Source organism: Erythrobacter sp. KY5, assembly GCF_003264115.1.
Classification (GTDB): Bacteria; Pseudomonadota; Alphaproteobacteria; order Sphingomonadales; family Sphingomonadaceae; genus Erythrobacter.
Window position 1 is genome coordinate 1,948,281 of record NZ_CP021912.1, and the last position, 24,378, is coordinate 1,972,658.

Genomic DNA, 24,378 nt, shown 5'->3' on the forward strand with positions numbered 1-24,378 from the left:
GCGCGGGTGCCCCTGTGGTGGAATTGGTAGACGCGAGCGACTCAAAATCGCTTTCCTTCGGGAGTGCCCGTTCGAGTCGGGCCAGGGGCACCATTTTTCGTTGCGCTACCGCTTCGCTGGTTGAGCGCGGAATTGGTTTTGGGAGTTGACCCGCATGGAAACCCCATTCGAAACCGGACCCTCGCGCTACCAGCCTCCGGCAAATTACCCTTACGCGAGCGATCCCAAGCTGCGCTTTGATCAGAGGCGTCTGGCGCGCGTGGTCGGGTTCATTGCCTTCGCCATGCCGGTTGTGCTCGGGTTTGGCGGCTATGCGCTGGGCCGGTTCCGCGTCGCGCTTTCCGAATATTACTACGAAGTGATCCTGCTCGGCGATTTCTTCGTGGGTTGTCTTGTCGCGATCGGAGCGCTGTTGATGGCCTATCGTGGGTGGACGCCCAAGGTCGCGCAGCTGGCGACGCTTGCGGGGCTCGCCGCGCTGATGGTCGCTTTCGTCCCGATGAATGGCTGGATCATCGGCTGCGAGGAGCTGGCGAGCGATCGCAGCTGCGCTGTGCAGGCGGTGCGCTATCCGATCATCGGGTATTGGGTCCATGCGGTGGCAGCGGGGATATTGTTCGCGATCCTTTCCTTCTTCTGCCTGTTCGTCTTCACCAAGATTCCCGTCGACGATGCCAGTGGCCGCAAAGTCGCAAGCCCCGCAAAACTTCGCCGCAATGCGATTTACGTAACCTCGGGCGTCATCATCGCGCTTGGGGCGATCAGCATTGCGGTTGCAGGCTTGCTTGCCGTGCCGTGGTGGTTCGACAACAACATGACGTTCTGGGCCGAGGCAATGATCCTCGGCGCGTTCGGCGCATCCTGGTTGGTGCAGGGGCGCGCGCTTGCCCCATTCAACGATCCGCGCGACCGCGAGGATGCAAAGCTCGCCCGGCAAGTGAGCGGGCAGCAGCTCAGCCTGTTCGGTTTTGGACCGACGCCGCGCTAATCTTAACGCTCCACCAATCAAAACACTTGCAAACTTGCCCGCTTATTGGGACACGAGCGCCAACGACGCCATGCTGGAAGCACCATCCTATCACGCCATGGCGGCAATGGCCGTCACCATCCTGATGTTTATCGGCTTTGTACGCGGTCGCATGAGCATCGAGATCGTCTCGCTTCTCACCATCGCGGTCATCGCGGTTGGCCTCTATTTCTTCCCCATTGGCGATGCGCGCCCAATTGATGGCCTCGCGCTCGCATTCGGAGGCTTCGGGCATTACGCGCTGATCACCATTTGCGCGCTTATGATCATGGGCAGGGGGCTGGTCGTGACCGGCGCTCTCGAACCCGCCGCGCGCATTCTGGAGCGGGTGTTCAAGTTTAACCTGCAACTTGGCCTCCTGGTCTCGCTCATCATCGCGCTGGTCCTGTCGATGTTCGTCAACAACACGCCGGTTCTGGTATTGATGATCCCGATCTTTGCAGCGCTGGCCAGCAGGGGCGCTTTGCCGACATCCAAGACGCTCATGCCCTTGAACGCGGCCTCGCTTATCGGCGGGCTGGCGACGACTATCGGCACCTCGACCAATATCCTCGTCGTCTCGATCGCGATGGACCTTGGCATGCGCGAGATCGGGGTGTTCGACTTTACCCCGATCGTGCTCGTCGCCTGCCTCGTGGCTCTGCCTTACATGTGGCTCGTCATGCCGCGTCTGCTCAAGGACAACACCGCACAGGCGCAGGCCGGTGCCCGCATGTTCCACACGCGCCTTCGCGTCGGCAGCCAGTCGATGCTGGCAGGGGTGGAGCTTTCCGAAGTTCGCGACAAGCTTCCCTCGGCCATCACCTTTCACAATCCCCCTGTCGGCCCGATGCAGCCGCAACAGCGCATCCATATATCAGGCACGCACGAGGCGCTTGAAGATGCAACGCGCGAGCTGAAGGGCGAACTCGCGCCAAGCTGGGTGCTCGACCGGATCAAGCGCACCGCATCGGCGAAGAGCGAGGACGTGATGGTCGTCGAAATGACCGTCACGGCAGATTCGCGCCTCATCACGCGGACCCTGCCATCTTCGGGCATCGCTGACCTTTATTCGGTCGCCGTGCTCGGCATCCACCGGCCCCAGCGCCTGCTGGGCGAGCAGGATCAGTATTCCGACGGCGGCGACCTTCGCATCAAGGAAGGCGATGTGCTGCTGGTCATGGGGATCGAAGCAGACCTTCAGGCCTTTGCCCTTGCCGACAGCCTCCTGATGCTCGAGGGCGCGCGCGAATTGCCGCGCCGGTCGAAAGCGCTGCTTTCCGCTGCGATCATGGGCTTTTCGGTCACCACCGCTGCGGTCGGTATCTTCCCGATTGCGATATCCGCGCTGGCTGGCGCAATCCTGATGTTCGTGACCGGCTGCGTGAAGTTCGACCGGGTAGGGAGGGCGTTGTCGGGACAGGTGATCGTGCTGGTCGCCGCCAGTATCACCATCGGACGCTTCATCGATGAAAGCGGCGCGGCGGCATGGTTGGGAGAGGCCCTGTCGCTTGGCCTTGCCTATCTGCCCCCTGCGCTGGTGCTCGCAGCGATTATGGCGTTTGTGACGGTGCTAACCAATTTTGCCTCCAATGCGACTGCGGCGACCGTGGGCACGCCGATCGCGTTCAGCATCGCGGCGCAATTGGGCCTTCCGCCTGAACCGCTGGTGCTCGCAGTGCTGTTCGGCTGCAACCTCTGCTATGCGACCCCGATCGCGTACCAGACCAACATGCTGATCATGGCTGAGGGCAAGTATGAGTTTGGCGACTACATCAGAACGGGTGTGCCGCTGGTGATGATCATGGTGACGACGCTGTCGATCTTGCTGGTGCTCAGCTACGGATTGTAGGCGACCGGACTGAGTGGACCGCTTTCCTACCCGAAGGGAATATGGCAGCGTCGAGGCATGGTAATCGCACGCGCTCCGAGTGGTTTTTGGATGGTTTTTGGGGCCCACGCGGCGAGGCACAGTTTTTACCGCCAGGACCGTGTAACATGCGGTCCACTTCTCAACCAAGTGCCTCAAAACGCTTGGATTGTAGGAAATGGCTCAGAAGAGGGGAAAGACCGACATGATGAAGCATCTGATGGCAGGCGCAGCGATGGCAATGGCGCTATCGATGAGCGCGTCACCTGCGTTCGCCGAGGCCCATATGGAAGCGGGCGCGGACGAGCTTCGCACAGCCGTTATGGAAGACATGCCGGGCCTGTTTGAGCTCTACAAAGACCTCCACGCCAATCCCGAACTGAGCTTCCAGGAGTTCGAAACTGCAGCCAAACTGGCAGAGCGGGCGCGCGCACTCGGCTTTGAAGTGACCGAGGGTGTCGGGCAGACCGGCGTCGTTGCCGTCATGGAAAACGGGCCGGGTCCGGTCGTGATGCTGCGCGCGGACATGGACGGCCTACCGGTGGTTGAGCAGACCGGCTTGCCATATGCCTCGACGCGCACGGCTGTTCCGGCGACTGGCGTCGAAACCGGCGTCATGCACGCCTGCGGCCACGACACGCACATGGCCGCATGGGTCGGCGCGGCGCAGCTGCTGGCCGAGCGCAAGGATCAATGGTCGGGCACGCTCGTCATGATCCTCCAGCCGGCAGAGGAAACGGGCGAGGGCGCTCTCGCGATGCTGGAAGACGGCCTCTACGAACGCTTCCCCAAGCCTGACTACGTGCTCGCCTTCCACGATGCGGCACAGGCGCCTGCGGGCTTCATCGGCTATTCGAAGGGCTATGCGCTCGCCAATGTCGACAGCGTCGATGTGGTCATTCCCGGTATCGGTGGGCACGGAGCCTATCCGCACACCACGATCGACCCGGTGGTGATCGGCGCGCATGTGGTCACGCGGCTGCAAACGCTTGTGAGCCGCGAGATCAGCCCGCTGGACCCTGCCGTGGTGACGGTTGGCAGCTTCCGCGCTGGTTCCAAGCACAACATCATCAGCGATGAAGCGCGCTTGCAGATCACCGTGCGCAGCTACACCGACGAAGTGCGCGCTGCTCTGCTCGAAGGGATCGAACGGATCGCGCGAGGCGAAGCGATGGCGGCGGGCATGCCGGAAGACAAGCTTCCGACGGTGACGGTGCAGGATCCGTACACCCCCTCGACCTACAACACGCCCGAATTCACCGAGAACGTGATGGCAGGATTGAAAGAGCGCTTTGGCGACCGCGTGCGCGAAACGCCAAGCGTGATGGGCGGCGAGGACTTCGGCCAGTTCTACCGCGCCGATCCCGAGACGGTGGAATCGCTGATCTTCTGGGTTGGCGGTGTGCCGATGGACCAATACCTCGCCTCAGAGCGCGGCGAGGTCGAACTGCCAAGCCTGCATTCACCCTTCTGGGCGCCCGATGCCGAAGTGGTGATCGCCACCGCAACCGAAGCGCTTACGGCAGCAACGCTTGACCTGATGCCGAAGAGCGGAGGGTAGAGTTCGACCGGCTGCGCGAGCGGCCGCAAGGGCGACTGCCCGCCCGCATCGGGTGCAGCTCTGCTGCGCGTCTAGCGAAGACGCGCCCGCGGATGCGGGTGCGCAAGCTGAACGCATTACGGCCACCAAGCGGGACGAATCCCTCTCGGTGGCCGTGTTCTCCTCCCCAGGAGAATTGGTGAAGGTATTGAGTCGACCTAGCGCGCGCTGGCGCAAGTGGCCGAAAGCGCTTTCCTACTCGGCGTTGGGGACGTAAGTCCCGAGCCGGTGATGCAAAGCGTTGATCTTGGCGAGCTCGTCACGGTCTTCGGTGCCGCGAGCGTGGCTTTCAAGTGCGCGACGAAGAAGCTTCATGTCGGCGGTCGAAAGCAGCGCGCGGGCGCGTGACGGTTCTTTGCTCGTGGTATCGGTATCGCTCATCTGGTCTCTCTCACTTGGCCCGCTTGAACCCGGGTTATGGTGATACAGCTAATGAAGGTTGTGTTCGGTTCCCGCAAGGCCAGTCTTTGCCGGCCTCGCGGGATACCTCTGTTCTTCGCTACTGCTTATGCAGATTCGAACTGGTTCCCTAAGGCTGCCATCAGGCAGCCTCGAACTGGTTCATGGTGTTGTCCTTGCCGCCAGCCTTGAGAGCGGCTTCACCGGCGAAGTACTCCTTGTGATCATCGCCGATGTCGGAGCCGGCCATGTTCTGGTGCTTCACGCAGGCGATGCCCTGGCGGATCTCTTCACGCTGAACGTTAAGGACGTAGCCAAGCATGCCTTCCTCACCGAAGTAGCGCTTGGCAAGGTTGTCCGTGCTGAGCGCCGCGGTGTGGTAGGTCGGCAGCGTGATGAGGTGGTGGAAGATGCCAGCGCGCTTTGCAGCGTCGGCCTGGAAGGTGCGGATCTTCTCATCGGCTTCGATGGCGAGTTCGGTGCCGTCATAGTCGATGCTCATCAGCCTGTCGCGATCGTAAGCCGACACGTCCTTGCCCGCTTCGGCATAGGCGTCATAGACCTGCTGGCGGAAGTTGAGCGTCCAGTTGAACGAAGGCGAGTTGTTGTAGACGAGCTTGGCATTAGGAATGACCTCGCGAACGCGGTCGACCATGCCCGCGATCTGCTCGACATGCGGCTTCTCGGTCTCGATCCACAGCAGGTCCGCGCCGTTCTGAAGCGAGGTGATGCAGTCGAGGACGCAGCGATCTTCGCCAGTGCCCGAACGGAACTGGAAGAGGTTCGAAGGAAGGCGCTTGGGGGCCATCAGCTTGCCGTCGCGGCTGATGAAGACCTGGCCGTTGGTGATGTTGGCCGGATCGACCTCGTCGCAATCGAGGAAGCTGTTGTACTGGTCGCCCAGATCGCCAGCCTGCGTCGAGTAGGCGATCTGCTTGGTGAGGCCAGCGCCGAGCGAGTCGGTGCGCGCAACGATGACGCCGTCTTCGACGCCCATCTCGAGGAAGGCGTGGCGGATCGCGCGGATCTTCTGGAGGAAGTCTTCGTGAGGAACGGTGACCTTGCCATCTTGGTGGCCGCATTGCTTCTCATCCGAAACCTGGTTCTCGATCTGGAGAGCGCAGGCACCTGCCTCGATCATCTTCTTGGCGAGCAGGTAAGTCGCCTCGGCGTTACCGAAACCGGCGTCGATGTCGGCGATGATCGGAACGACGTGGGTTTCGTAATTGTCGATCTGGTTCTGGATGTCCTTCGCCTTGACCTCGTCACCCGCATCGCGCGCAGCGTCGAGTTCGCGGAACATCATGCCAAGTTCACGAGCGTCCGCCTGCTTGAGGAAGGTGTAGAGCTCTTCGATGGTCTCAGGCACGGTCGTCTTCTCGTGCATCGACTGGTCAGGAAGGGGACCGAACTCGCTGCGCAGAGCGGCGACCATCCAGCCCGACAAGTAAAGATAGCGGCGCTTGGTGGAGCCGAAGTGCTTCTTGATCGAGATCATCTTCTGCTGCGCAATAAAACCGTGCCAGCAGCCAAGCGACTGGGTGTAATTGGCGGGGTCAGCGTCGTAGGCTTCCATGTCAGCGCGCATGATCTTCGCGGTGTACTTGGCGATATCGAGGCCGGTAGGAAAGCGGTTCTGGATTGCCATGCGGGCAGTCGCTTCGGCGTCGATGGCGCCCCAGCTTGGGCCGTTTGCTTCGATAACGCTCTGCATTTGGGCGATGGTATTCTGGTACGTCATGAGAGGTCTCCTGTGTCGAGGGGAGGAATGTGACAAGAAGCGCAATGGCATGGTGCAGTGCAGCGCAACAGGAAAAGTTACAGAATTTCGTGTCTGTATGAGGTGAAATCGGGCAATCCTTGTGTAATGGTGTAAACATATTTACAAAGACGCCATGGCAGAAAGCACACTCCTCGCCGGCCCATCGCTGCGCCGCTTGCGCAAGCGCGAAGGCCTCACACAGGCGGCTATGGCCGCATCACTTGGCATCTCGCCGAGTTACCTCAATCTGATCGAACGGAACCAGAGGCCGCTCTCGGCAAGGGTGCTGGTGCAGGTGATCGAAAGGTTCGACTTCGATCCGCGCGACCTTCGCGAGGATGAAGCGATCGGCGGTGTCGATGGTCTGGCACGGCGCATGGCTGACAAGAGGTTCACCGATCTTGGGATTGACCGGGAGGAGGTGCAGGAGTTCCTAGCTGCCGCACCGCAGGCCGCAGCCGCATTTGCACGGCTCTATGACAATTCGCACCCCGATGCTGAGCGAGCGGAAGATCCAATCGGTGAAGCGCGCCGTGCGGTGGAGCGTTGGCAGAACCACTTTGCCGATCTCGATCACGCGGCGGAGAGCCTGGCAGACGAACTGCGTCTGTCGCGTGATGACATAAGTGCCGCTTTGATTGAGCGCCTTCGTGAGAAACATCGCCTCAGTGTGCGTGTGCTGCCTTCGGAGGTTGTTCCCGGCCTCGTTCACCGGCTCGACCTCCATGCGCGTCAGTTGCAGCTTTCCGAGATGCTGGGCGGGGCTGCGCGCCGCTTCCAGATCGCGCGGCAGATTGCGACGCTGGAGCAGCGCGATGGAATCGAGACCGTGGTCGCGGGGGCCAATCTGACGTCACCGGAGGCTCGTGAGCGCTTTCGTGAGCACGTGACGGATTACGTCGCATCGGCTTTCCTCATGCCATACAGGCGTTTTCTTAGGGCCTGCGAGCAGACAGGGTACGATTTGCCGATTTTAGGCCGGCGCTTCTCGGTCAGCTTCGATCAGCTCGCACAGCGTCTCACGACCCTTCAACGCGTGGGTGAACGCGGCTTGCCATTCTTCAGCGCGCGGTTTGGGCGAACCGGGCGGATGGTTCATTTCACTGCGGGCGCAAGCGGTGCAGCTTATCCACTTGATGGTGCGCGCTGGCCTGCCTGGGCGCCCTATGCAGCGTTTGAAAGCCGTGGGTCGATGCTGACGCAAGCGGTGACTTTCGGAGAGGGTGAGGCGGTGCCGCGGCACTGGTTCACAATTGTGCGAACGGTTGAGGTCGACGGTGCGGCCTGTTCGGCGCGCCGCGCCATCGTCCTGGGATTGGAAGCACGCTTCGCAGGCGAATTGGCACAAGCGCGCGGCGTATCGCTCGACCCGCTTGACGCCGTGCCACTCGGCGTTGGCTGTCCGCGCTGCGGCCGTGCCGATTGCCTAACACCCGCACCTGCAAGACTGTCACTCCAAAATGAGGCTTGAGCTCAGAGGCTTACGTGTTGTTAACCGCTACTATCCAAGGTATTACGCGGCTTCCAAAGGCGTTGTAAAGTTTACCGACACTTAAGCTCTGGCGCTTAAAGAGATCATCGCACCAGACCCCCTCTGAAGGTTTCGCAACGCGATGATCCGCTTGTTCAAGCACTATATTCCTCACGCCGTGATCCTGCTCGGCCTGCTGGACTTTGCCCTTCTGGTGCTAGCTGGAGAGCTGGCATGGCAGGTTCGTGCATCGCAGATCGGGATGGAGCTGGACCCGATTGAGTCGCGCTGGATCCCGTTGCTGGGGTCCGCTTCGGTTGTATGGCTCGCGATGATTTCCGTCGGAGTGTACGGACCTTACGCCCTTCGATCGCTCAGGTTTGCCGGAGCGCGACTGCTGGTTGCGATCAGTCTCGGCATCATTGCGCTTGCTACGATTGACTGGATATTGCCGGGCGAGACTTTCTGGCGCTCGACCTTGCTCTACGCCATGGGCTTTGCGGTTCTCGTACTGGTTGCCGACCGGCTGTTGCTCAACAGCTTCCTTGGTTCGAGTGCATTTCGCCGAAGGGTTATGGTGCTCGGCGCAGGCGACAGGGCGCAGCGGCTGCGCAAACTGTCAGAGAAACCGGAAGCGGGTTTCGCCATCGTCTCCTATATCGCGATGGGCGAGCCGGAGCGGGCGGTCGAAGAAGCGATTGCGCGCGAGGCGATTCACGATCTTGGCCGATTCGTTGAAAACCTTGGCGTGAGCGAGGTCGTTCTCGCGCTGCAGGAACGCCGCAATTCGCTGCCTCTCAATGACCTTTTGCGCATCAAAACAAAGGGTGTGCATGTCAACGACTTTTCGAGTTTCCTCGAACGTGAAACCGGCCGGGTCGATCTCGATACGGTCAATCCCAGTTGGCTGATCTTCTCCGACGGTTTTTCCAGCGGACGCATGTTCTCAAGCGCGGTCAAACGCGTGTTCGACATTGTCGCAAGCCTGATCCTGCTTTTGCTCACCGCACCCATCATCGCTGTGTTCGCAATCATCGTGAAGCTGGACAGCAAGGGGCCCGCCTTCTTCCGACAGGAGCGGGTCGGACTGTTTGGACAACCATTCTATCTTATCAAGCTACGTTCCATGCGCGTCGACGCTGAAAAAGACGGGGCAAAATGGGCCGAGAAGAATGACAGCCGGATCACACGCGTTGGCCGCTTCATTCGCAAAGTCCGTATCGACGAACTGCCGCAGACCTGGAGCGTGCTCAAAGGCGAGATGAGCTTCGTGGGACCGCGTCCTGAAGTGCCGACCTTTGTCGATGAACTTCAGGAACAGATCCCGTTCTATGGTGAACGCCATATGGTGAAGCCGGGCATTACGGGCTGGGCACAGATCAATTACCCGTATGGCGCCTCGACCGAGGATAGCCGCAAGAAGCTCGAATACGATCTCTACTACGCCAAGAATTACACGCCTTTCCTCGACTTCGTTGTCCTGCTGCAAACGGTTCGGGTCGTCCTCTGGCCTGATGGGGCGCGGTAATGGAGGGGCTTTCATCTGTCCTGAACAGCGTGACTGCCCTGTGCTATTTGATCGGGGCGGTCATGGCCTGCGGTTCCGGGCTGTGGATCGCACGCTTTGGCGATGTGTCGCGCCCTGACCGCAAAGCGGTACTCGCCGCGTCCGCGCTTACGGCCATATGGTGCGTTGTCAGCGTGGTCTTCGGACCAGGCGCGCCTGAAGCCGAGCTGGCAGCTACAGCCCGCAATCTTGCATTGATTGACGTCATCTTCCGTCTCTTCGCCGCAGATGGCAGAGATGAAAGCATGAGGCCAATCAGGCCGGTCATCGCGTCGCTCGTGCTTGTCCAGATGCTTCAGCCTGTGCTTCTCTTCGTGGGTTCACAGACCTCCGAATATGAGCAGATACAGCTTGTCATCTTCGAGATTGGCACGCTCCTTAACATGCTCGTGGCGGTGGGTGCGCTGGTGCTGCTGCATAACCTTTATGCCAGCGCTGCCAACGTCTCGCGCCAGATTATCCGGTGGAGCGGCATCGCGCTTGCCGGTATCTTCGCCTACGATCTCAATCTCTTCACTGTCGCCTATCTTGCCGCAGAGATGCCGACATTCCTTGTGTCGGCGCGGGGGATAGTCACCGGGCTGTTCGCGATTGCGCTCGCGATGGGAGCCAATGCAACCAGTGCGGGGCTCCAGTTTCGCCCATCGCGTGCGGTAACTTTCCAGACTCTCTCCCTGCTTGTCATCGGCAGCTACCTGTCAATGATGATCGTCGTCACCCGAGGGCTTGCCCTGCTTGGCGGCGACATTGCGCGGGCGAGCCAGGCGTTGTTCTTGGTGCTTGCGGTCTTGGCCGCAGTGCTTTGGCTTCCGTCGGAGCGCATGCGCGGATGGTTCAGAGTTACAGCCGCCAAGCACCTGTTCCAGCATCGCTATGATTACCGCGAAGAATGGTTGCGCTTCACACAGACGGTCAGCCAGAAATCGAGCGGCAATTCGAGCTTTCATCAGCGTGCATTGAAGGCCATAGCAGACATCACTGACAGTCCTGCGGGCCTGTTGCTGGTGCCCGATGAGGAAGCCCGTCTCGAACTCTCGGCTCGCTGGAATTGGCCTACTCTCGAAGTTCCTGCGCAAGCGACAGACTTCGCACTTGCCGGCTTGCTAGAGCAGCACAATCACATTCTCGATCTCGGGGAAGCACGGGCTGGCATCGATCATGTCGGTGAGCTCGAACATGTGCCCGGATGGCTGATCGAAGCAGAAGATGCCTGGGCGCTCGTGCCCTTGATACACTTCGACCGGCTTGTCGGAGCGATTGTACTGGCGCGGCCGCGCATCGAACGCCGCCTTGATTGGGAAGACTTCGATCTGCTGCGCGTCGTAGGCCAGCAGCTCGCGAGCTATCTTGCCGAGCAGGCGGGACAGCAGGCGCTGATGGATGCGAGCCGATTTGATGAATTCAACCGGCGCATGGCGTTCGTAATGCATGACATCAAGAACCTTGCGAGCCAGCTCTCCCTGCTTTCCGGCAACGCACAAAAGCACGCCGACAATCCTGAATTTCGCGCGGACATGCTGGTGACGCTTCGCAACTCCTCGGAAAAGCTCAACGCATTGCTGGCTCGTCTGGGGCGGTATGGCGGTCAGTCGGCCAATACGCTTCGCCCGATTAATCTGAGTGTGCTGGCGCGTGACCTCGAACGGCGTTTTAAAAGCGCTCATCCGGTTCTGGTAACGCAAGCTGAGACGGTTGAAGTGCTGGCCGATCCTGAAAGCCTGGAACAAGCTTTGGTGCACATTGTGCAAAATGCGGTGGATGCAAGCGGACCGACCGATGCAGTCCACCTCAGCGTGAGCAGCGATGGCATCACGGGACAGATCGAGATCATCGATTCAGGCGAAGGCATGTCGCCCGAATTCGTGCGCACCGGTCTGTTCAAGCCGTTTATCTCCTCGAAACAGGGAGGCTTCGGGATTGGCGCTCTTGAAGCCCGCGAGATGATCAAGGCGATGGGTGGCCGACTGGCAGTTGAATCGCGTGAAGGGATCGGCACGCGCTTCGTTGCCAAGCTGCCCGTTGCTGAAACCGCAAGCCTGCTTTCCCGCGCGAACGGATACGCGGGTACAGCCGCAACCAAATCCCAGCCCAAGAACAAAAAGGTCGCATGATGGCTGACAAGAAACCAACACTACTAGTGATCGAGGACGACGAAGGCCTCCAGGCTCAGCTAAAATGGGCGTATGAGGATTTTGATGTCGTCATCGCCGGTGACCGCGACAGCGCGATTGCGGCGCTGCGTAGTGAAGCTCCAGCAGTCGTGACGCTCGACCTTGGATTGCCGCCTGATCCTGACGGGATCACCGAAGGCTTTGCCGTGCTCGATGCAATCATGGAGCTCAAGCCCGATACAAAGGTGATCGTTGCGAGCGGGCATGGTGCACGCGAGAGCGCTCTGCGAGCCATCGAACGTGGTGCCTACGACTTTTATCAAAAGCCGGTGGATATCGACGCGCTCGGCCTGATTGTCCGCCGAGCATTCAACCTGCACGCCATTGAAAGCGAAAATCGGCGGCTTGTCGCCAACGCCAGTGAAGACAAAACGGTGCTGGGCCGCCTGATCACGGGTGCACCGGAGATGGTGAAGGTCGCACGTACGATTGAGCGCGTTGCCTCTACCTCCGTTTCCGTCATGCTTCTGGGCGCGAGTGGTACCGGTAAGGAACTCCTCGCCCAGGGTCTGCACGATACGAGCAACCGGGCTGACAAGCCCTTCGTCGCGATTAACTGCGCAGCGATCCCGGAAAATCTCCTGGAGAGTGAGCTTTTCGGCCACGAGAAGGGTGCGTTCACTGGGGCGGTCAAAACGACAGAGGGCAAGATCGAAAGCGCCAATGGCGGCACGCTCTTTCTCGATGAGGTTGGCGATATTCCCCTTCCGTTGCAGGTGAAGCTGCTGCGTTTCTTGCAGGAACGCACGATTGAACGGATCGGCGGGCGAAAGACGATCGCTGTCGATACGAGAATCGTATGCGCCACCCATCAGGATCTTGAGCAGATGATCCGGGAAGGCACTTTCCGCGAAGACCTGTTTTACAGGCTAGCCGAGATCGTGGTGCGGATTCCCGGCCTTGCAGAGCGCCACGGAGATGCAGTCCTTTTGGCTAAGGCGTTTCTCAAGCGTTTCTCTACCGAGATGAACCCGGCGGTCACCGGTTTTGCACCAGATGCGCTGGCGGTGATCGATGCACACGATTGGCCTGGCAACGTGCGCGAGCTTGAAAACCGCGTGAAGCGAGCCGTGATCATGGCCGAAGGTAAACTCGTTGGTGCTGCCGACCTCGATTTCGAAGGAGAGGACGAAGAAAGCTCCGACGTTCTCAACCTGAAGGCCGCCCGTGAACAGGCAGACCGGCGCGTGATCCGCCATGCGCTCGCGCGAAGTGAGGGCAACATATCAAGCACCGCCAAATTGCTCGGGATCAGTCGTCCCACGCTTTACGATCTCCTCAAGCAGTACGATCTTCATGCGTAATTTTCTCGCTATTATCGGGGCTGTCGCACTGTGCTCCTGTTCGGGAGACAGCGAAATAGCAGCCTCGTCGTCAATCAGTGGCGGTGATGATTTTCTCGAACTGATCGACGATGCGCGCGTCGCCGTGAATGCCGGGAATCTGAGCGAAGCGGGCCGATATTACGATGAGGCGCGCGCACTTGAGCCTGATAATCCGGGTCTCTGGGTCGATATTGCGCGACTGCGTTTCCGGGGCGGCGAGCATCTGACCGCGATTGAGGCTGCGGATTACGCGCTGGAGCTGGATCCGCAATATCCTTCAGCACTTTTGATGAGGGCCCAGCTGGTGCGCGATGCAAATGGGCTCGCGGAATCGCTTGTCTGGTTTGAGACTGCCGCTCTGGCGGCGCATTCGGACCCGGAAATTCTTGCCGATTACGCCGCAACACTGGGGGAGCTAGGCCGATACAGCGACATGCTGAAAGTTGTCAGGCAGCTGGCCGTCGCGGCACCCAACCATCCGCATGTTCATTTCCTCCAGGCAGTCCTCGCAGCGCGCGCTGGCGACCCGGTCCTGGCAGGTTCCTTGCTCAATCGAAGCGGTCTTGTTGGCAGAGGCGTGGCTTCTGCAATGATGCTCGATGCGATCGTAAATCTTCAGCAGGGCACCTACGACACTGCGGCGGAAACCTTGCAAACACTTGCGGAACGTCAGCCCGCCAATGTGCGGGTAAACGAGCTGCTTGCGCGCGCGCTCTGGCTGGGTGGACGCGATCGCGCTTTGGTTGATCGCTTCGAGGGACAAGCGTCTCGCAACAATGCGTCGCCGTATATCGTGATGCTTGTCGGTCGTAGTCTTGAAAGGATGGGCGATCGTGAGCGTGCCATCCCCTTCATCGAACGAGCGCTTGAGGGGCGAACCGATGACCAGATCATTCTCGAAGGATCGGCACGCCCTGGCGGACGGTTGCCGATAGCCACGGCTGAGTTGCGCGATTTCGTGGGGGCAGGAAGTCTCGCTCCGGCACGTAGGCTGGCAGACATTTTGTTAGAACGAGCCCCATCGTCCGGAGATATCCATTCGCTGGCTGGCGATACCTATCTTGCAAGCGACGAAACGCAAAGAGCACTGGAACTTTACGAAGTCTCGGCACGCGTGCGCCGCTCCTGGCCGCTAACTCGCAAAATGGTCGAGGCATTCATGGCCTATGGCGATCAGGTTTCCGCAGAAGTCCTTCTGACCAGACATATCGCGGGCGATCCTCACAACACCGAAGCGCTCTTGCTCCTCGCTCAGCGCAGCGCCGGGAATGAGGATTGGTTGAGAACTGCGGTCCTTCTCGATACGGCAATCGGTCTTGGTGCAGGTAACGATCTTGAAGTCCTTGCATTGCGAGCCGACGCTGCGCGTGCGCTCGGGGAAGAAGAGGATGCGGAGCGGTTTGATCAGCTGCTTACGCACCTCAAGCCGGGTGAATTCCTGAGCCTATAGCTCGACAAGCGGCAGCCGACAGGGCAGTGGCGCATCGCACATGCGCAATCGCCTTGCCATCTTTGCTGACCCCATGATCGCTGTGCTTCTGTTCGCGACAGCAATGGCATTCGCACTGCCTGCTAGCGGGGATGGGCGCGAAAGTGCTCAATCGGTTTCCAACATCGCAATCTTCGTTCTGTTCCTTGTGAACGGGATGCGGATCGCGCGCGGCGAAATCGCGCGCGGGTTCACCAACTGGAAGTTCTTCGTACCTCTGTTTGCGTTCGTGTTTGTGGCCATGCCGCTGATGGGCCTGGGGCTGTCGCACCTTGCGATTGGCGCGTTGCCGCCGATGGTTGCGCTTGGCTTTCTCTATCTCGGCACGCTGCCTTCGACGATCCAGTCCGCGACGTCCTACACTAGCCTTGCTGGGGGAAATGTGGCTTTGTCGGTAGTTGGCGCCGCGCTCATCAACATAGCCGGGGTGTTCATCACTGCTCCGTTATTCGCATTGCTGGCGGGTAACGAGGCAGCCGACATCGGAAGCGAAACAGTCATCCGGATCGGCGTGATCCTCATACTGCCATTCATACTCGGGCAAATGGTGCAGGGTTGGACGATTGAGTGGTTGAGGGACCGTAAGGCTCAGGTAGCTTGGCTTGACCGCGTCGTGATTGGCATTGCCGTTTATGTCGCATTCTCTGGCGCGGTTGGACAAGGGCTCGCAACTCTGTTCGGCGCGACCGGTTGGGCCATCATGATTGCGCTCGTGATCGCATACCTTATCGCGGCCTCTGGCGGGGCGTGGATCACCGGCGGTTTGCTCGGGATCGAGCGCAAGGATCGTATCGCGTTCCTGTTCGCAGGTGCGCAGAAAAGTGTCGCGATTGGTGCCCCGTTAGCAGCGATCCTGTTCCCCGCCGAAGTGGCGGGTTTCGTCATTGCCCCGCTGTTGCTGTACCACTTGCTGCAACTGATGATCGCAGCGCCGGTCGCCTCAATGCTGGCCGACGACTAGCTCTTCGGCTGGTACGTTTGCTCGTCGGTCGGGAACGTGCGCGTGCGTACCTCTTCAGCGTATTTTTCGACGGTTTTGTCGATGACGCTTGCAATATCCTCGTACCGTTTCACGAAGCGCGGGACGCGCTCGAACATGCCAAGCATGTCTTCGGTGACGAGTACTTGACCATCGCACTGGGCAGAGGCTCCGATGCCGATCACCGGAATTTCGAGTGACTGGGTAAGGGCGACTGCGATAGGTTCCAGTACCCCTTCCGCGACTACCGAAAATGCGCCAGCATCCTCAACAGCTTTCCCGTCGCGAAGGATTTTTTCGTGTTCCTGCTGGCTCCGTCCGCGGGCAGCGTAGCCTCCAAGCACGTTAACCGCCTGTGGTGTCAGGCCGACATGACCCATCACCGGAATACCGCGATTGGTGAGAAAGCTGATCGTCTCAGCCATGGCTTCGCCGCCTTCAAGCTTGACAGCAGCGCAACCGGTTTCCGCCATGATCCGGCTGGCCGTGTCGAAAGCCTGTTCTTTGGATGCCTCGTATGACCCGAACGGCATGTCGACTACGACAAGGCTGTGATAGCTGCCACGGACCACCGCTGCACCGTGCGCGATCATCATTTCCGGCGTGACCGGCAGAGTTGAATCGAGACCGTAGATCACTTGCCCGAGTGAATCGCCGACAAGCAGGATATCGCAGTGCGTATCAAGCAATTGTGCCTGACGTGCGGTATAAGCGGTCAGCATGACGAGCGGCTCTTTGGTCGCGCCATCCTTCTTGTGATCGCGAATGCGCGGGACTGTCAGTCGCTTGCGCGGCTTGGGGGTGGGGTTGGCTCTGCTGGTGCTCGTATCGAGCTGAAATGTGGTCGACATGAGGGCTGATCTAGCGTCGCAACGCGCAAACGACAAACAGGGATATTGCTCTGCCCCCTTGGCGAGAGCGTCGAAACATTGCAGATAGGCGTCAACACAAGACAATGCGCTTGGGGAAGCGCGATCCAAGAGGGATTTTTCTAGACATGGCAGCAGCAGGTTCAGGCCACGAAAATTGGTCGTCACGCAGCGCGTTCATACTCGCTGCGGTTGGTTCGGCGGTGGGCCTGGGCAATATGTGGCGCTTTCCTGCCGAAGCGGGCGAGAACGGGGGCGGCGCGTTCGTTCTGTTCTACATCTTCTGCGTCTTGCTGATCGGTTTGCCGGTGCTCCTGTCCGAAGTGCTGATCGGTCGTCATGGGCAGGCCTCGGCTCCCGACAGCGTTCGCAAGGTTGCGCGCGATTCCAATGCTTCGGGAGGCTGGAGCATAATCGGTTCGTTGGGCGTCTTTGCCGCCTTTTTGATCCTCAGCTTCTATTGCGTCGTGGGTGGATGGGTTCTCTACTACGTCGGTGTGTTCGTGAGCGATCTGTTTCAGACCGGGCTTACCGGGGGTGCTTTCGACGGGCGCGCTGCGGAAGATATCGAGGGGCTGCTTCCTGGTCTGTTCGGCAATGGCGGGTTGATGGTTGGCCTCAATCTCGGCTTTCTGGCGGTGACGATGTTCTTCGTGGCGCGCGGTGTATCGAGCGGTATCGAGTGGGTTGCGGTCTATCTCATGCCGATCTTCTTCCTGCTGTTCCTCGGCATCACGATCTATGGCGCCTTCACCGGCAATTTCAGTGAAGCGGTTTCCTATCTCTTCACGTTCGATTTCTCGAAGCTGACCGGTGAAGTGATGCTGGCAGCGGTCGGGCAGGCGTTCTTCTCACTGTCTCTGGGCGTTGCGGGAATGATAACCTACGGCTCCTATGCCAACCGCGACACAAATCTGGGTCAGACCTCTGGGATAATTGCCGGCGCCGATACGGGCGTCGCGCTGCTCGCCGGTCTCGCTATCTTCCCGATTGTCTTTGCTGCCGGCCTTTCGGCGAGCGCAGGTCCGGGCCTCATGTTCCAGTCGCTGCCGATCGCGTTCCAGGCGATGCCGTTCGGCTCGCTCATCGGGCTTGCGTTTTTCGTCATGGTCTTCTTTGCCGCGCTGACCAGTTCGGTGTCGCTGCTCGAAGCTCCCGTTGCTTTCCTGAAAGACAAGGTTCGAATTTCGCGCGCAATGGCGACGATCCTCGTCGGCGCAGGGGCGGCTTTGCTGGGCGTGCTGGCGTCGCTTTCCTTTAACGACATGGCGGAATTCTACCCGCTGAGCTTCATTCCGCTATTTGCCGAAGCGAATTTCTTCGATGCGCTCGACGGAGTGACGGCCAAGCTGTTCATGCCGATCGGCGCAATCCTGACCTGTATCTTCGTAGGCTGGATCGCGGATGCCAGGTTGATCGATGATGAGAACGGGCTCGACGGGGCGCTGCACCAGACCTGGCGCGCTCTGGTGCGTTATGTCTGCCCGATTGCGCTTTTCCTGATCCTTCTGGCTGGCATCTTCCCGGAAACGGCTGCGATTGTGATGGAAGGGATTGCTGCCCGGTTCAGCCGATTTGGTTGAGCAGCGGTGCATCTAATGAAAAGGGCCGCCTGTAGGGGCGGCCCTTTTCTTTTGCGGTATGGTCGGTCAGAGCGCGACGTTTTCGACGTGCTCTTTCTCGGCTTCGTCGTGGACGTTCATGCCGAGCGCCATCTTGGCAGTGTTAAGCAGGCCAAGATCGCCGCTCCAGATCTCAGCATCGCCGAGGTCCATGCGCAGGAAAACGATGTTTGGATCGTCCTTGCCACCTTCGTACCAGGCTTCAACGAAGTTGTTCCAGAACTGGTCGAAGCGCTCTTGGCTTGTCTCGCGGGTGAGCGTGCCGTTGAAGCGGGCGTACATGTCGTGACCCTTGCCCTGAAAGGTCGCGGTCGCCGCACCGAGCTTGTTGAAGTCGCTATGCGCGTGAGTGAAGAACCAGATCGCGCTGTTGGCGTCCTTGTCGAGCTGCGGGCTCATGGGGACTGCGGTTGCGGGTTGTCCGTCCAGTTGGAGGAACAGGAATGGCGAATCTGCCAGCGCTTTCCAGAACTGGGTTTTGAGTTCGTCGGCTTTGCCTTCGTTGTAACGCATTGATGTATCTCCTTGTCTATCCACTCAATGCGCGGGGAGGGGGCAGCGTTCCATTTCAGGTGTCTGTTGCGGTCATGCGGGCCGAAAAATCGTTGCACTGATAAGTAAATGAGAACATATTAAGAACAAATGAGGCTCGGCCGAGTCTCTCATGATATTCCTATGACCAGTCCTGCTCTTCCTTCCGGGGCGAAAGCCCTGCACGATCTGTCCGTTTCTTCGCGCCCTCCGGCTCACTGCGGAGGGGGCGCTGCGTCATGTCTGTCGGCTCACACCTTGTCGGCAGAGGAAATCGCGGCGATCTCGAAGGCGAGGGAGGGGCGCTGGCAACCCGGACTTCCCGATCAGCCGCTTCACAGTGAAATTTTCACCAGCGCCCGCGACGCGAGCGGGGCCGGACTGGCGCTGGCTCTGGCACGCGATGCGCTCAAGGAGGCGGCTCATTCTGACGACCCGCTCGCCGAAGCTGATGATCGCCGACATATCCTTTGGGTGCAGGATGCGCGTGCGCTGCAGATGGGCGGACGACCTTATATTCATGGGCTACCGGAGGAATTTCGCGAGCGCCTGATCCATGTCGAGGCTCGCAAACCCGAAGATGCGCTATTCGCCCTGGAAGAAGGGCTCAAGTGCCGCGATCTTGCCTGCGTGATCGGTGAGATTGCTAGCAATCCGCGCGCTCTCGATTTTACTGCCTCGCGAAGGCTCAGCCTCGCCGCAGAAAAGCATGGTGTGGCCTTGTGGCTGGTGCGGATCGATGCAGAACCCGACCTGTCTTCGGCGCGGATGCGTTGGCGGGTGCGGCCTGCTGTTTCGGCATCCCCGCGTTGGAACGCCGATGCCCCTGGTGTGCCAACCTGGCAGGCTGAACTGTTCCGCGCGCGCGGCCACGCTCCCGGACAATGGACACTCACTTATGACGAAGGACGCCTCTTTACCCGCAGCGCCTTGCAACCCGCCAACACGCCTAGCCACACCGCCGCGCCGTATTCTGGCCGTCTGGTGCGCCCGACTGTCGGTCGATCGCTGGCGGCTGTCGCTCGCGCCTGAAGGGACAGACAGGAAGGCCTGCGGGCCCGGCGAAGGCGCCGATGGCGAGCCGACCGTACTCATAATCGAAACCGCACACGGCCCGCGCATCCATGCCGTGAATCGCGCAGGGCACGATGCTGGCGCACGGACAGGAATGATGCTTGCTGATGCCCGCACGGTATGTCCGTCGCTTATGACCGCTCCTGCTGACCCGGCGGGCGATCTTGCGTGTCTGGAAAAACTGGCCGTGTGGGCTCAGCGCTGGGGTCCATGGAGCACGCTTGATCCTCCGGACGGCGTGTTGGTCGATGTTACCGCTGCCGCTCATTTGTTCGGCGGTGAAGCGCGCTTGCTGGCTGATGTTGAAACTGCGTTTGCGGGCCGTGGTTTTGCCGTGCGCACAGGTCTTGCTCCGACCGCTGGCGCGGCCTGGGCTTTGGCGCACTACGGTCCGGCCCGTTCGATTTTGTTGGAAAGCGAAAACATGACCCGCACTCTCGCCGACCTGCCGGTTGCAGCGCTGCGGTTGGATGACGACGTGCTCACCGTCTTGCGACGTCTGGGTCTCAAGCGGCTTGGGGAGCTTGCCGACATCACGACCGGAGCCGTGAACCGAAGCGAAGAGGCCGCGCGCGATGCGCTCCATCGCCGTTTCCGCAACCGCAGGTCGCCGAGCGCAAATCCACTGATCCGGCTCGACCAACTTCTCGGCCGCGTGCCTGAACCGTTGCTGCCGATCGTTCCGAAGCAGATGCCGCTCGTGCAGCGCCGTTTGATGGAACCGCTGCGCCATCGTTCTCTGCTTGACCGTGTGCTCGCCGACCTTGCCGAGGATATGGCACGCGAACTTGAAGGGCGAGGCGAGGGGGCGAGGCGGCTCGAACTCGGTCTGTGGCGGGTCGATGGCGAAGTCATCGTGCGACAGCTTGAACTGGCGGCTGCCACACGCGATGCGGGGCACATCACCCGCCTGTTCGAGGAAAAGCTCGACAACATCGATGCAGGGTTCGGGATCGAGACCGTGCGGCTGCGAGCCAGCTGGGCCGAACCGCTGGCCGCAGCGCAGGGCGATGTAGAAGCGGCTGCCGAGCGTCACGGAACCTCGCTTGCCGCCTGTATTGACAGGTTGAGCGTGCGGCTTGGCCCTGACGCTGTGCGCCGACCCGTCCCCCATGCCAGTCACCTCCCGGAGCGAGCGCAAAGCTGGTCTCCACCGCTTGAGATGGCGCCACCGGTCCAGATTGGGCCTGTGGGCGAGAGGCCCCTGAAATTACTCGACAGACCGGAACCTATCGCGGTTCTGTATGCCTCCCCCGATGGTTCCCCGCAGCGTTTTCGCTGGCGCGGACAGGTGCATGAAGTGATGCGTGTCGAAGGGCCGGAACGCATCGCCCCTGAATGGTGGCGGGTGCGCTCTACAGTGCGGCTGCGCGACTATTACCGAATCGAGGATTCCACTGGAGCGCGCTATTGGATCTATCGCCACGGTATTGTCGGTGATGGCAGGGGAGGGATGCCGGACTGGTTTCTTCAGGGCTTGTCCGCCTGAGTGTCCTAAGCGGGTCTTACTGCCAAACTAAGGTTTCCTTTACGCCAATGTGCGATGTGGAAACCATGAATATGCCCACCGTTTCAAGAACTTCGCAGCGACGCCCGCTTCGCCTGATGGTGAAGAGTCGAGTGGAATCGCGTGCTATCAATGTCGATATGATCGATATCTCTGAAGGTGGTTGCAAGATCAGGGGGACGCTCGGCTTTGCCAGTGTTGGGGATCGCGTCACCATGAAGCTCGCAAATCTTCACGCGCCCGTTGGCCGCATCGCCTGGATCGAAGGGCGCATTGCCGGCGTCGCTTTCGAAGGCGAAATCCACCCGGCAGTCCTCGATCATCTGTGCGCAGCGCAGATTCCCGACATTGCTGCCGAAAAGGACAATTTGCGCCGTCTTTGAGCCGCCACACGGCGAGAGGATCGGTTGCAAGCTTTGCATTTGGCAAAATCGATGACGGAACATATAAGGAACATATGTCCGGTGAAACGCTCCGCGAAAAACTCGAAATTCTTGCCGATGCGGCAAAATATGATGCGTCGTGCGCGTCATCGGGAACTGCGCGCAAGAACTCGCTTGGGGGGAAAGGCATTGGCTCGACCGAGGGGATGGGCATCTGCCATGCTTATGCGCCCGATGGACGCTGCATCTCGCTTTTAAAGATCCTACTGACCAATCATTGTATTTTCGACTGCCACTATTGCGTGAACCGAAAAAGCTCAAATGTGAGGCGCGCGCGCTTCACGCCGCAGGAAGTCGCGGACCTCACGCTCAATTTCTACAAGCGCAATTATATCGAAGGGCTGTTCCTGTCCTCCGGCATCGTCAAAAGCGCCAACCACACGATGGAGCAACTGGTCGAGGCCGCGCGCATCCTGCGCGAAGAACACGATTTTCGCGGCTATATTCACCTCAAATCGATCCCTGAAGCTGACCCTGAACTGATCGATCAGGCGGGGCTTCATGCCGACCGCGTCTCGATCAACGTCGAGCTGCCGACCCGCTCGGGTCTCTCGCGCCTCGCACCTGATAAGGACGAGGCACAGATCGAGGGCGCAATGGACAAGACCAAGGCGCGGATCATTCAGGCCAAGGATGAGCGCAAGCGTTTCAAGCACGCGCCGCGCTTCGCACCTGCCGGCCAATCGACCCAGATGATCGTTGGCGCGGATGCGGCGAGCGATGCCGATATCGTGGGCAAGGCGAGCACGCTCTACAAGGCGTTCGGTCTGCGCCGTGTTTATTACAGCGCTTTCTCTCCGATCCCAGATGCGAGTGCGGTGCTGCCGTTGAAACGCCCGCCGCTAATGCGAGAGCACAGGCTATATCAATCGGACTGGCTGATGCGGTTTTATGGGTATGCACCCGGAGAAGTCGCACAGGCGACCGAGGCGGATGGCAACTTGCCGCTCGACATTGATCCCAAGCTTGCATGGGCGTTGAAATTCAGGGAGCAGTTTCCGGTCGACGTAAACCGCGCGTCAAAAGAACAATTGCTGCGCGTGCCGGGGCTGGGAACGACGGCGGTGGCGCGCATCCTCAAGGCACGGCGACATCGGACATTACGGCTTGATGATGTGGCCAGGCTCACCCAGTCGATCGCCAAGGTTCGGCCCTTCCTGTGCACTCTCGACTGGCAGCCGACCATGCTGACCGATCGTGCTGACCTGCGCGCATTGCTCGCACCAAAGCAGGAGCAGCTGGAGTTGTTCTGATGACCGCGATGCAGAACGTCTCGCTCGGTGCGCACTACGCTATCCACCTGCCTGCGCCCGACGATTTCACCTTTTGGCGCGAACGGGCGCGCGGGCTCATCCAGTGCGATGTGCCGCCTGACCGGGTGAGTTGGATCGAGCCCGGGGGCACAGGCGACCTTTTCGCGCTCGAAGGGCCGACGCGAAGTGAAAAGCGTTTGCCGGTGCCCGGTTCGGATGCGCGTCCCGTGCGCGCCAGCAAGCGCTTCCTGAAGCTGGCACGCAACGCTGCGCTCCATTCCGACCCGCAGCGTTTCGGATTGCTGTACCGGATGCTGTGGCGGCTCCAGTTGAACCCGCGTGCGATGGAGGACAGCGCCGACCCGGACGTGCGACGGATCGAGGAACTCGACAAGGAAGTGCGCCGCGACAGCCACAAGATGCACGCCTTCGTTCGCTTTCGCGAAGTGGGCGATGATCATTATGTCGCATGGTTCGAGCCCGATCATCACATCGTTCGCGCTAATGCGGGTTTCTTCATGCGCCGGTTTGCTAACATGCAGTGGTCGATCCTTACCCCGCGCGGTTGCATTCACTGGGACGGCGAGACGATGCGCGAAAGTGGCCCTGCGAGAAGAGAGGATGCCCCGCAGGATGACCCGACCGAGGAGCTGTGGAAGTCCTATTACGCCTCGATCTTCAACCCTGCGCGTCTCAAGGTTGGGGCCATGCTCTCCGAAATGCCCAAGAAGTACTGGAAAAACATGCCCGAGGCCGAGCTGATCCCTGGTCTGATCGCCGGGGCACAGGCGCGCGAGGCAGGCATGGTTGCTGCGGGTGAGCGTGAAGTAAAGGCGGTTCCTGAGAACCTCGCCGCTGTCGCGCAAGGGATCAGCGACTGCCGCGATTGCCCTATTGCCGATTGCGGCACGCGTGCAGTGATGGGCGAGGGGGCTGCTGATGCGCCCTTGATGATTGTTGGCGAACAACCCGGAGACCAGGAGGACAAGCAGGGAAGACCTTTCGTCGGACCTGCCGGGCAATTGCTCAACCAGTGCCTTGAGCATGCCGGGATCGACCGTAGCGCGGCTTACGTCACCAATGCGGTCAAGCATTTCAAGTTCAAGTGGAAGGGCAAACGCCGCATTCACCAGACCCCAACCGCGAAGGAGGTCGATACGTGCCGCTGGTGGCTTGAAGCCGAGCGCAATCTGGTCAAACCGCGCTTGGTCCTCGCTCTCGGCGCAAGCGCGGCGCGCGGGCTGTTGGGCCGCACGGTCAGCATCGGGAAGGAACGTGGCCGCCCGATCCCGCTTGAGGACGGCAGTGAATTGTGGGTCACGGTTCACCCCTCCTACCTGCTGAGGCTCGACGGTCCGGCATCGGATCAGCAGGGACAGCTGTTCGCGCGCGACCTGGCGGCGGTGCGCGCGCGGCTCGTTGAGCTGGCAGAATAGAGTG

19 protein-coding genes and 1 tRNA gene are annotated in these 24,378 nt (G+C 60.2%); 16 read left to right on the forward strand and 4 right to left on the reverse strand.

The window, feature by feature from the left end:
• Positions 1-8 precede the first annotated feature (8 nt).
• The 4 genes from CD351_RS09195 to CD351_RS09210 all read left to right on the forward strand — a co-directional run bounded on the left by CD351_RS09195 (position 9) and on the right by CD351_RS09210 (position 4,437).
• Positions 9-93 (forward strand) — tRNA-Leu (locus CD351_RS09195).
• 61 nt (positions 94-154) lie between these two features.
• Positions 155-988: a hypothetical protein gene (locus CD351_RS09200; protein ID WP_111992378.1), complete on the forward strand. Its 834-nt coding sequence runs from the start codon at positions 155-157 to the stop codon at positions 986-988.
• A gap of 70 nt (positions 989-1,058) precedes the next feature.
• Positions 1,059-2,858 (forward strand): SLC13 family permease, encoded by a 1,800-nt coding sequence (locus tag CD351_RS09205; protein ID WP_111992379.1) that lies wholly within the window; start codon positions 1,059-1,061, stop codon positions 2,856-2,858.
• A gap of 196 nt (positions 2,859-3,054) precedes the next feature.
• Positions 3,055-4,437, forward strand: a complete 1,383-nt coding sequence (locus CD351_RS09210; protein ID WP_111992380.1) for an amidohydrolase — start codon at positions 3,055-3,057, stop codon at positions 4,435-4,437.
• A gap of 234 nt (positions 4,438-4,671) precedes the next feature.
• On the opposite strand, the gene CD351_RS09215 is transcribed toward CD351_RS09210, so the two are convergent.
• Both CD351_RS09215 and CD351_RS09220 read right to left on the reverse strand, forming a co-directional pair.
• On the reverse strand, positions 4,672-4,857 hold the full coding sequence (locus tag CD351_RS09215) for a hypothetical protein (RefSeq protein ID WP_111992381.1): 186 nt from the start codon (positions 4,855-4,857) through the stop codon (positions 4,672-4,674).
• Positions 4,858-5,017: 160 nt separating this feature from the next.
• Positions 5,018-6,616 carry an isocitrate lyase gene (locus CD351_RS09220; RefSeq protein ID WP_111992382.1) on the reverse strand — a complete coding sequence of 533 codons (1,599 nt, stop codon included), beginning with the start codon at positions 6,614-6,616 and terminating at the stop codon, positions 5,018-5,020.
• Positions 6,617-6,770: 154 nt separating this feature from the next.
• Between CD351_RS09220 and CD351_RS09225 the strand changes: the two genes are divergently transcribed.
• From CD351_RS09225 to CD351_RS09250, 6 genes are all read left to right on the forward strand, one after another.
• The gene (locus tag CD351_RS09225; RefSeq protein WP_111992383.1) at positions 6,771-8,108 is read left to right on the forward strand and encodes a short-chain fatty acyl-CoA regulator family protein; all 1,338 of its coding nucleotides are present in this window, start codon (positions 6,771-6,773) and stop codon (positions 8,106-8,108) included.
• A 142-nt stretch (positions 8,109-8,250) separates the two neighbouring features.
• Positions 8,251-9,636, forward strand: coding sequence for a TIGR03013 family XrtA/PEP-CTERM system glycosyltransferase (locus CD351_RS09230; RefSeq protein ID WP_111992384.1), 1,386 nt, complete (start codon positions 8,251-8,253; stop codon positions 9,634-9,636).
• Entirely contained in the window at positions 9,636-11,786 is a 2,151-nt protein-coding gene (gene prsK / locus CD351_RS09235) for an XrtA/PEP-CTERM system histidine kinase PrsK (protein ID WP_111992385.1), read from the forward strand. Before CD351_RS09230 ends, prsK begins: the two co-directional genes overlap by 1 nt.
• Positions 11,786-13,150 carry a PEP-CTERM-box response regulator transcription factor gene (prsR, locus tag CD351_RS09240; RefSeq protein ID WP_111992386.1) on the forward strand — a complete coding sequence of 455 codons (1,365 nt, stop codon included), beginning with the start codon at positions 11,786-11,788 and terminating at the stop codon, positions 13,148-13,150. Before prsK ends, prsR begins: the two co-directional genes overlap by 1 nt.
• Positions 13,143-14,621 carry a lipopolysaccharide assembly protein LapB gene (locus CD351_RS09245; protein WP_162627675.1) on the forward strand — a complete coding sequence of 493 codons (1,479 nt, stop codon included), beginning with the start codon at positions 13,143-13,145 and terminating at the stop codon, positions 14,619-14,621. Before prsR ends, CD351_RS09245 begins: the two co-directional genes overlap by 8 nt.
• Before the next feature lie 40 nt (positions 14,622-14,661).
• Positions 14,662-15,621, forward strand: a complete 960-nt coding sequence (locus tag CD351_RS09250) for a bile acid:sodium symporter family protein (RefSeq protein ID WP_111992388.1) — start codon at positions 14,662-14,664, stop codon at positions 15,619-15,621.
• On the opposite strand, the gene panB is transcribed toward CD351_RS09250, so the two are convergent.
• Positions 15,618-16,490 carry a 3-methyl-2-oxobutanoate hydroxymethyltransferase gene (panB, locus tag CD351_RS09255; protein WP_111992389.1) on the reverse strand — a complete coding sequence of 291 codons (873 nt, stop codon included), beginning with the start codon at positions 16,488-16,490 and terminating at the stop codon, positions 15,618-15,620. The genes CD351_RS09250 and panB overlap by 4 nt on opposite strands.
• 146 nt (positions 16,491-16,636) lie before the next feature.
• On the opposite strand from panB, the gene CD351_RS09260 reads away from it, so the two are divergent.
• Positions 16,637-18,091: a sodium-dependent transporter gene (locus tag CD351_RS09260; protein ID WP_111992390.1), complete on the forward strand. Its 1,455-nt coding sequence runs from the start codon at positions 16,637-16,639 to the stop codon at positions 18,089-18,091.
• A 66-nt stretch (positions 18,092-18,157) separates the two neighbouring features.
• Here the strand turns inward: CD351_RS09260 and CD351_RS09265 are convergent, their stop codons facing one another.
• Complete coding sequence (locus tag CD351_RS09265) at positions 18,158-18,643, reverse strand: pyridoxamine 5'-phosphate oxidase family protein (protein ID WP_111992391.1); 486 nt, start codon at positions 18,641-18,643, stop codon at positions 18,158-18,160.
• A gap of 261 nt (positions 18,644-18,904) precedes the next feature.
• On the opposite strand from CD351_RS09265, the gene CD351_RS09270 reads away from it, so the two are divergent.
• The 5 genes from CD351_RS09270 to CD351_RS09290 all read left to right on the forward strand — a co-directional run bounded on the left by CD351_RS09270 (position 18,905) and on the right by CD351_RS09290 (position 24,374).
• Positions 18,905-19,693, forward strand: a complete 789-nt coding sequence (locus CD351_RS09270) for an ImuA family protein (RefSeq protein ID WP_174214311.1) — start codon at positions 18,905-18,907, stop codon at positions 19,691-19,693.
• A complete protein-coding gene (locus CD351_RS09275) occupies positions 19,635-21,224 on the forward strand; it encodes a DUF6504 family protein (RefSeq protein ID WP_174214310.1) in 1,590 nt (529 codons plus the stop codon). The genes CD351_RS09270 and CD351_RS09275 overlap by 59 nt, the downstream gene beginning before the upstream one ends.
• A gap of 71 nt (positions 21,225-21,295) precedes the next feature.
• A complete protein-coding gene (locus CD351_RS09280; protein ID WP_111993682.1) occupies positions 21,296-21,625 on the forward strand; it encodes a PilZ domain-containing protein in 330 nt (109 codons plus the stop codon).
• Between the two features lie 74 nt (positions 21,626-21,699).
• Entirely contained in the window at positions 21,700-22,938 is a 1,239-nt protein-coding gene (locus tag CD351_RS09285; protein ID WP_111993683.1) for a putative DNA modification/repair radical SAM protein, read from the forward strand.
• Positions 22,938-24,374 (forward strand): UdgX family uracil-DNA binding protein, encoded by a 1,437-nt coding sequence (locus CD351_RS09290; RefSeq protein ID WP_111992393.1) that lies wholly within the window; start codon positions 22,938-22,940, stop codon positions 24,372-24,374. The genes CD351_RS09285 and CD351_RS09290 overlap by 1 nt, the downstream gene beginning before the upstream one ends.
• The last annotated feature ends 4 nt before the right edge of the window (positions 24,375-24,378 follow it).

Excerpts from the sequence above, each read along its gene's own strand:
- CD351_RS09200 (WP_111992378.1), top strand. The coding sequence starts at position 155 with ATGGAAACCCCATTCGAAACCGGACCCTCGCGCTACCAGCCTCCGGCA.
- CD351_RS09205 (WP_111992379.1), top strand. The coding sequence starts at position 1,059 with ATGCTGGAAGCACCATCCTATCACGCCATGGCGGCAATGGCCGTCACC.
- CD351_RS09210 (WP_111992380.1), top strand. The coding sequence starts at position 3,055 with ATGGCTCAGAAGAGGGGAAAGACCGACATGATGAAGCATCTGATGGCA.
- CD351_RS09215 (WP_111992381.1), bottom strand. The coding sequence starts at position 4,857 with ATGAGCGATACCGATACCACGAGCAAAGAACCGTCACGCGCCCGCGCG.
- CD351_RS09220 (WP_111992382.1), bottom strand. The coding sequence starts at position 6,616 with ATGACGTACCAGAATACCATCGCCCAAATGCAGAGCGTTATCGAAGCA.
- CD351_RS09225 (WP_111992383.1), top strand. The coding sequence starts at position 6,771 with ATGGCAGAAAGCACACTCCTCGCCGGCCCATCGCTGCGCCGCTTGCGC.
- CD351_RS09230 (WP_111992384.1), top strand. The coding sequence starts at position 8,251 with ATGATCCGCTTGTTCAAGCACTATATTCCTCACGCCGTGATCCTGCTC.
- prsK (WP_111992385.1), top strand. The coding sequence starts at position 9,636 with ATGGAGGGGCTTTCATCTGTCCTGAACAGCGTGACTGCCCTGTGCTAT.
- prsR (WP_111992386.1), top strand. The coding sequence starts at position 11,786 with ATGGCTGACAAGAAACCAACACTACTAGTGATCGAGGACGACGAAGGC.
- CD351_RS09245 (WP_162627675.1), top strand. The coding sequence starts at position 13,143 with ATGCGTAATTTTCTCGCTATTATCGGGGCTGTCGCACTGTGCTCCTGT.
- CD351_RS09250 (WP_111992388.1), top strand. The coding sequence starts at position 14,662 with ATGCGCAATCGCCTTGCCATCTTTGCTGACCCCATGATCGCTGTGCTT.
- panB (WP_111992389.1), bottom strand. The coding sequence starts at position 16,490 with ATGTCGACCACATTTCAGCTCGATACGAGCACCAGCAGAGCCAACCCC.
- CD351_RS09260 (WP_111992390.1), top strand. The coding sequence starts at position 16,637 with ATGGCAGCAGCAGGTTCAGGCCACGAAAATTGGTCGTCACGCAGCGCG.
- CD351_RS09265 (WP_111992391.1), bottom strand. The coding sequence starts at position 18,643 with ATGCGTTACAACGAAGGCAAAGCCGACGAACTCAAAACCCAGTTCTGG.
- CD351_RS09280 (WP_111993682.1), top strand. The coding sequence starts at position 21,296 with ATGCCCACCGTTTCAAGAACTTCGCAGCGACGCCCGCTTCGCCTGATG.
- CD351_RS09285 (WP_111993683.1), top strand. The coding sequence starts at position 21,700 with ATGTCCGGTGAAACGCTCCGCGAAAAACTCGAAATTCTTGCCGATGCG.
- CD351_RS09290 (WP_111992393.1), top strand. The coding sequence starts at position 22,938 with ATGACCGCGATGCAGAACGTCTCGCTCGGTGCGCACTACGCTATCCAC.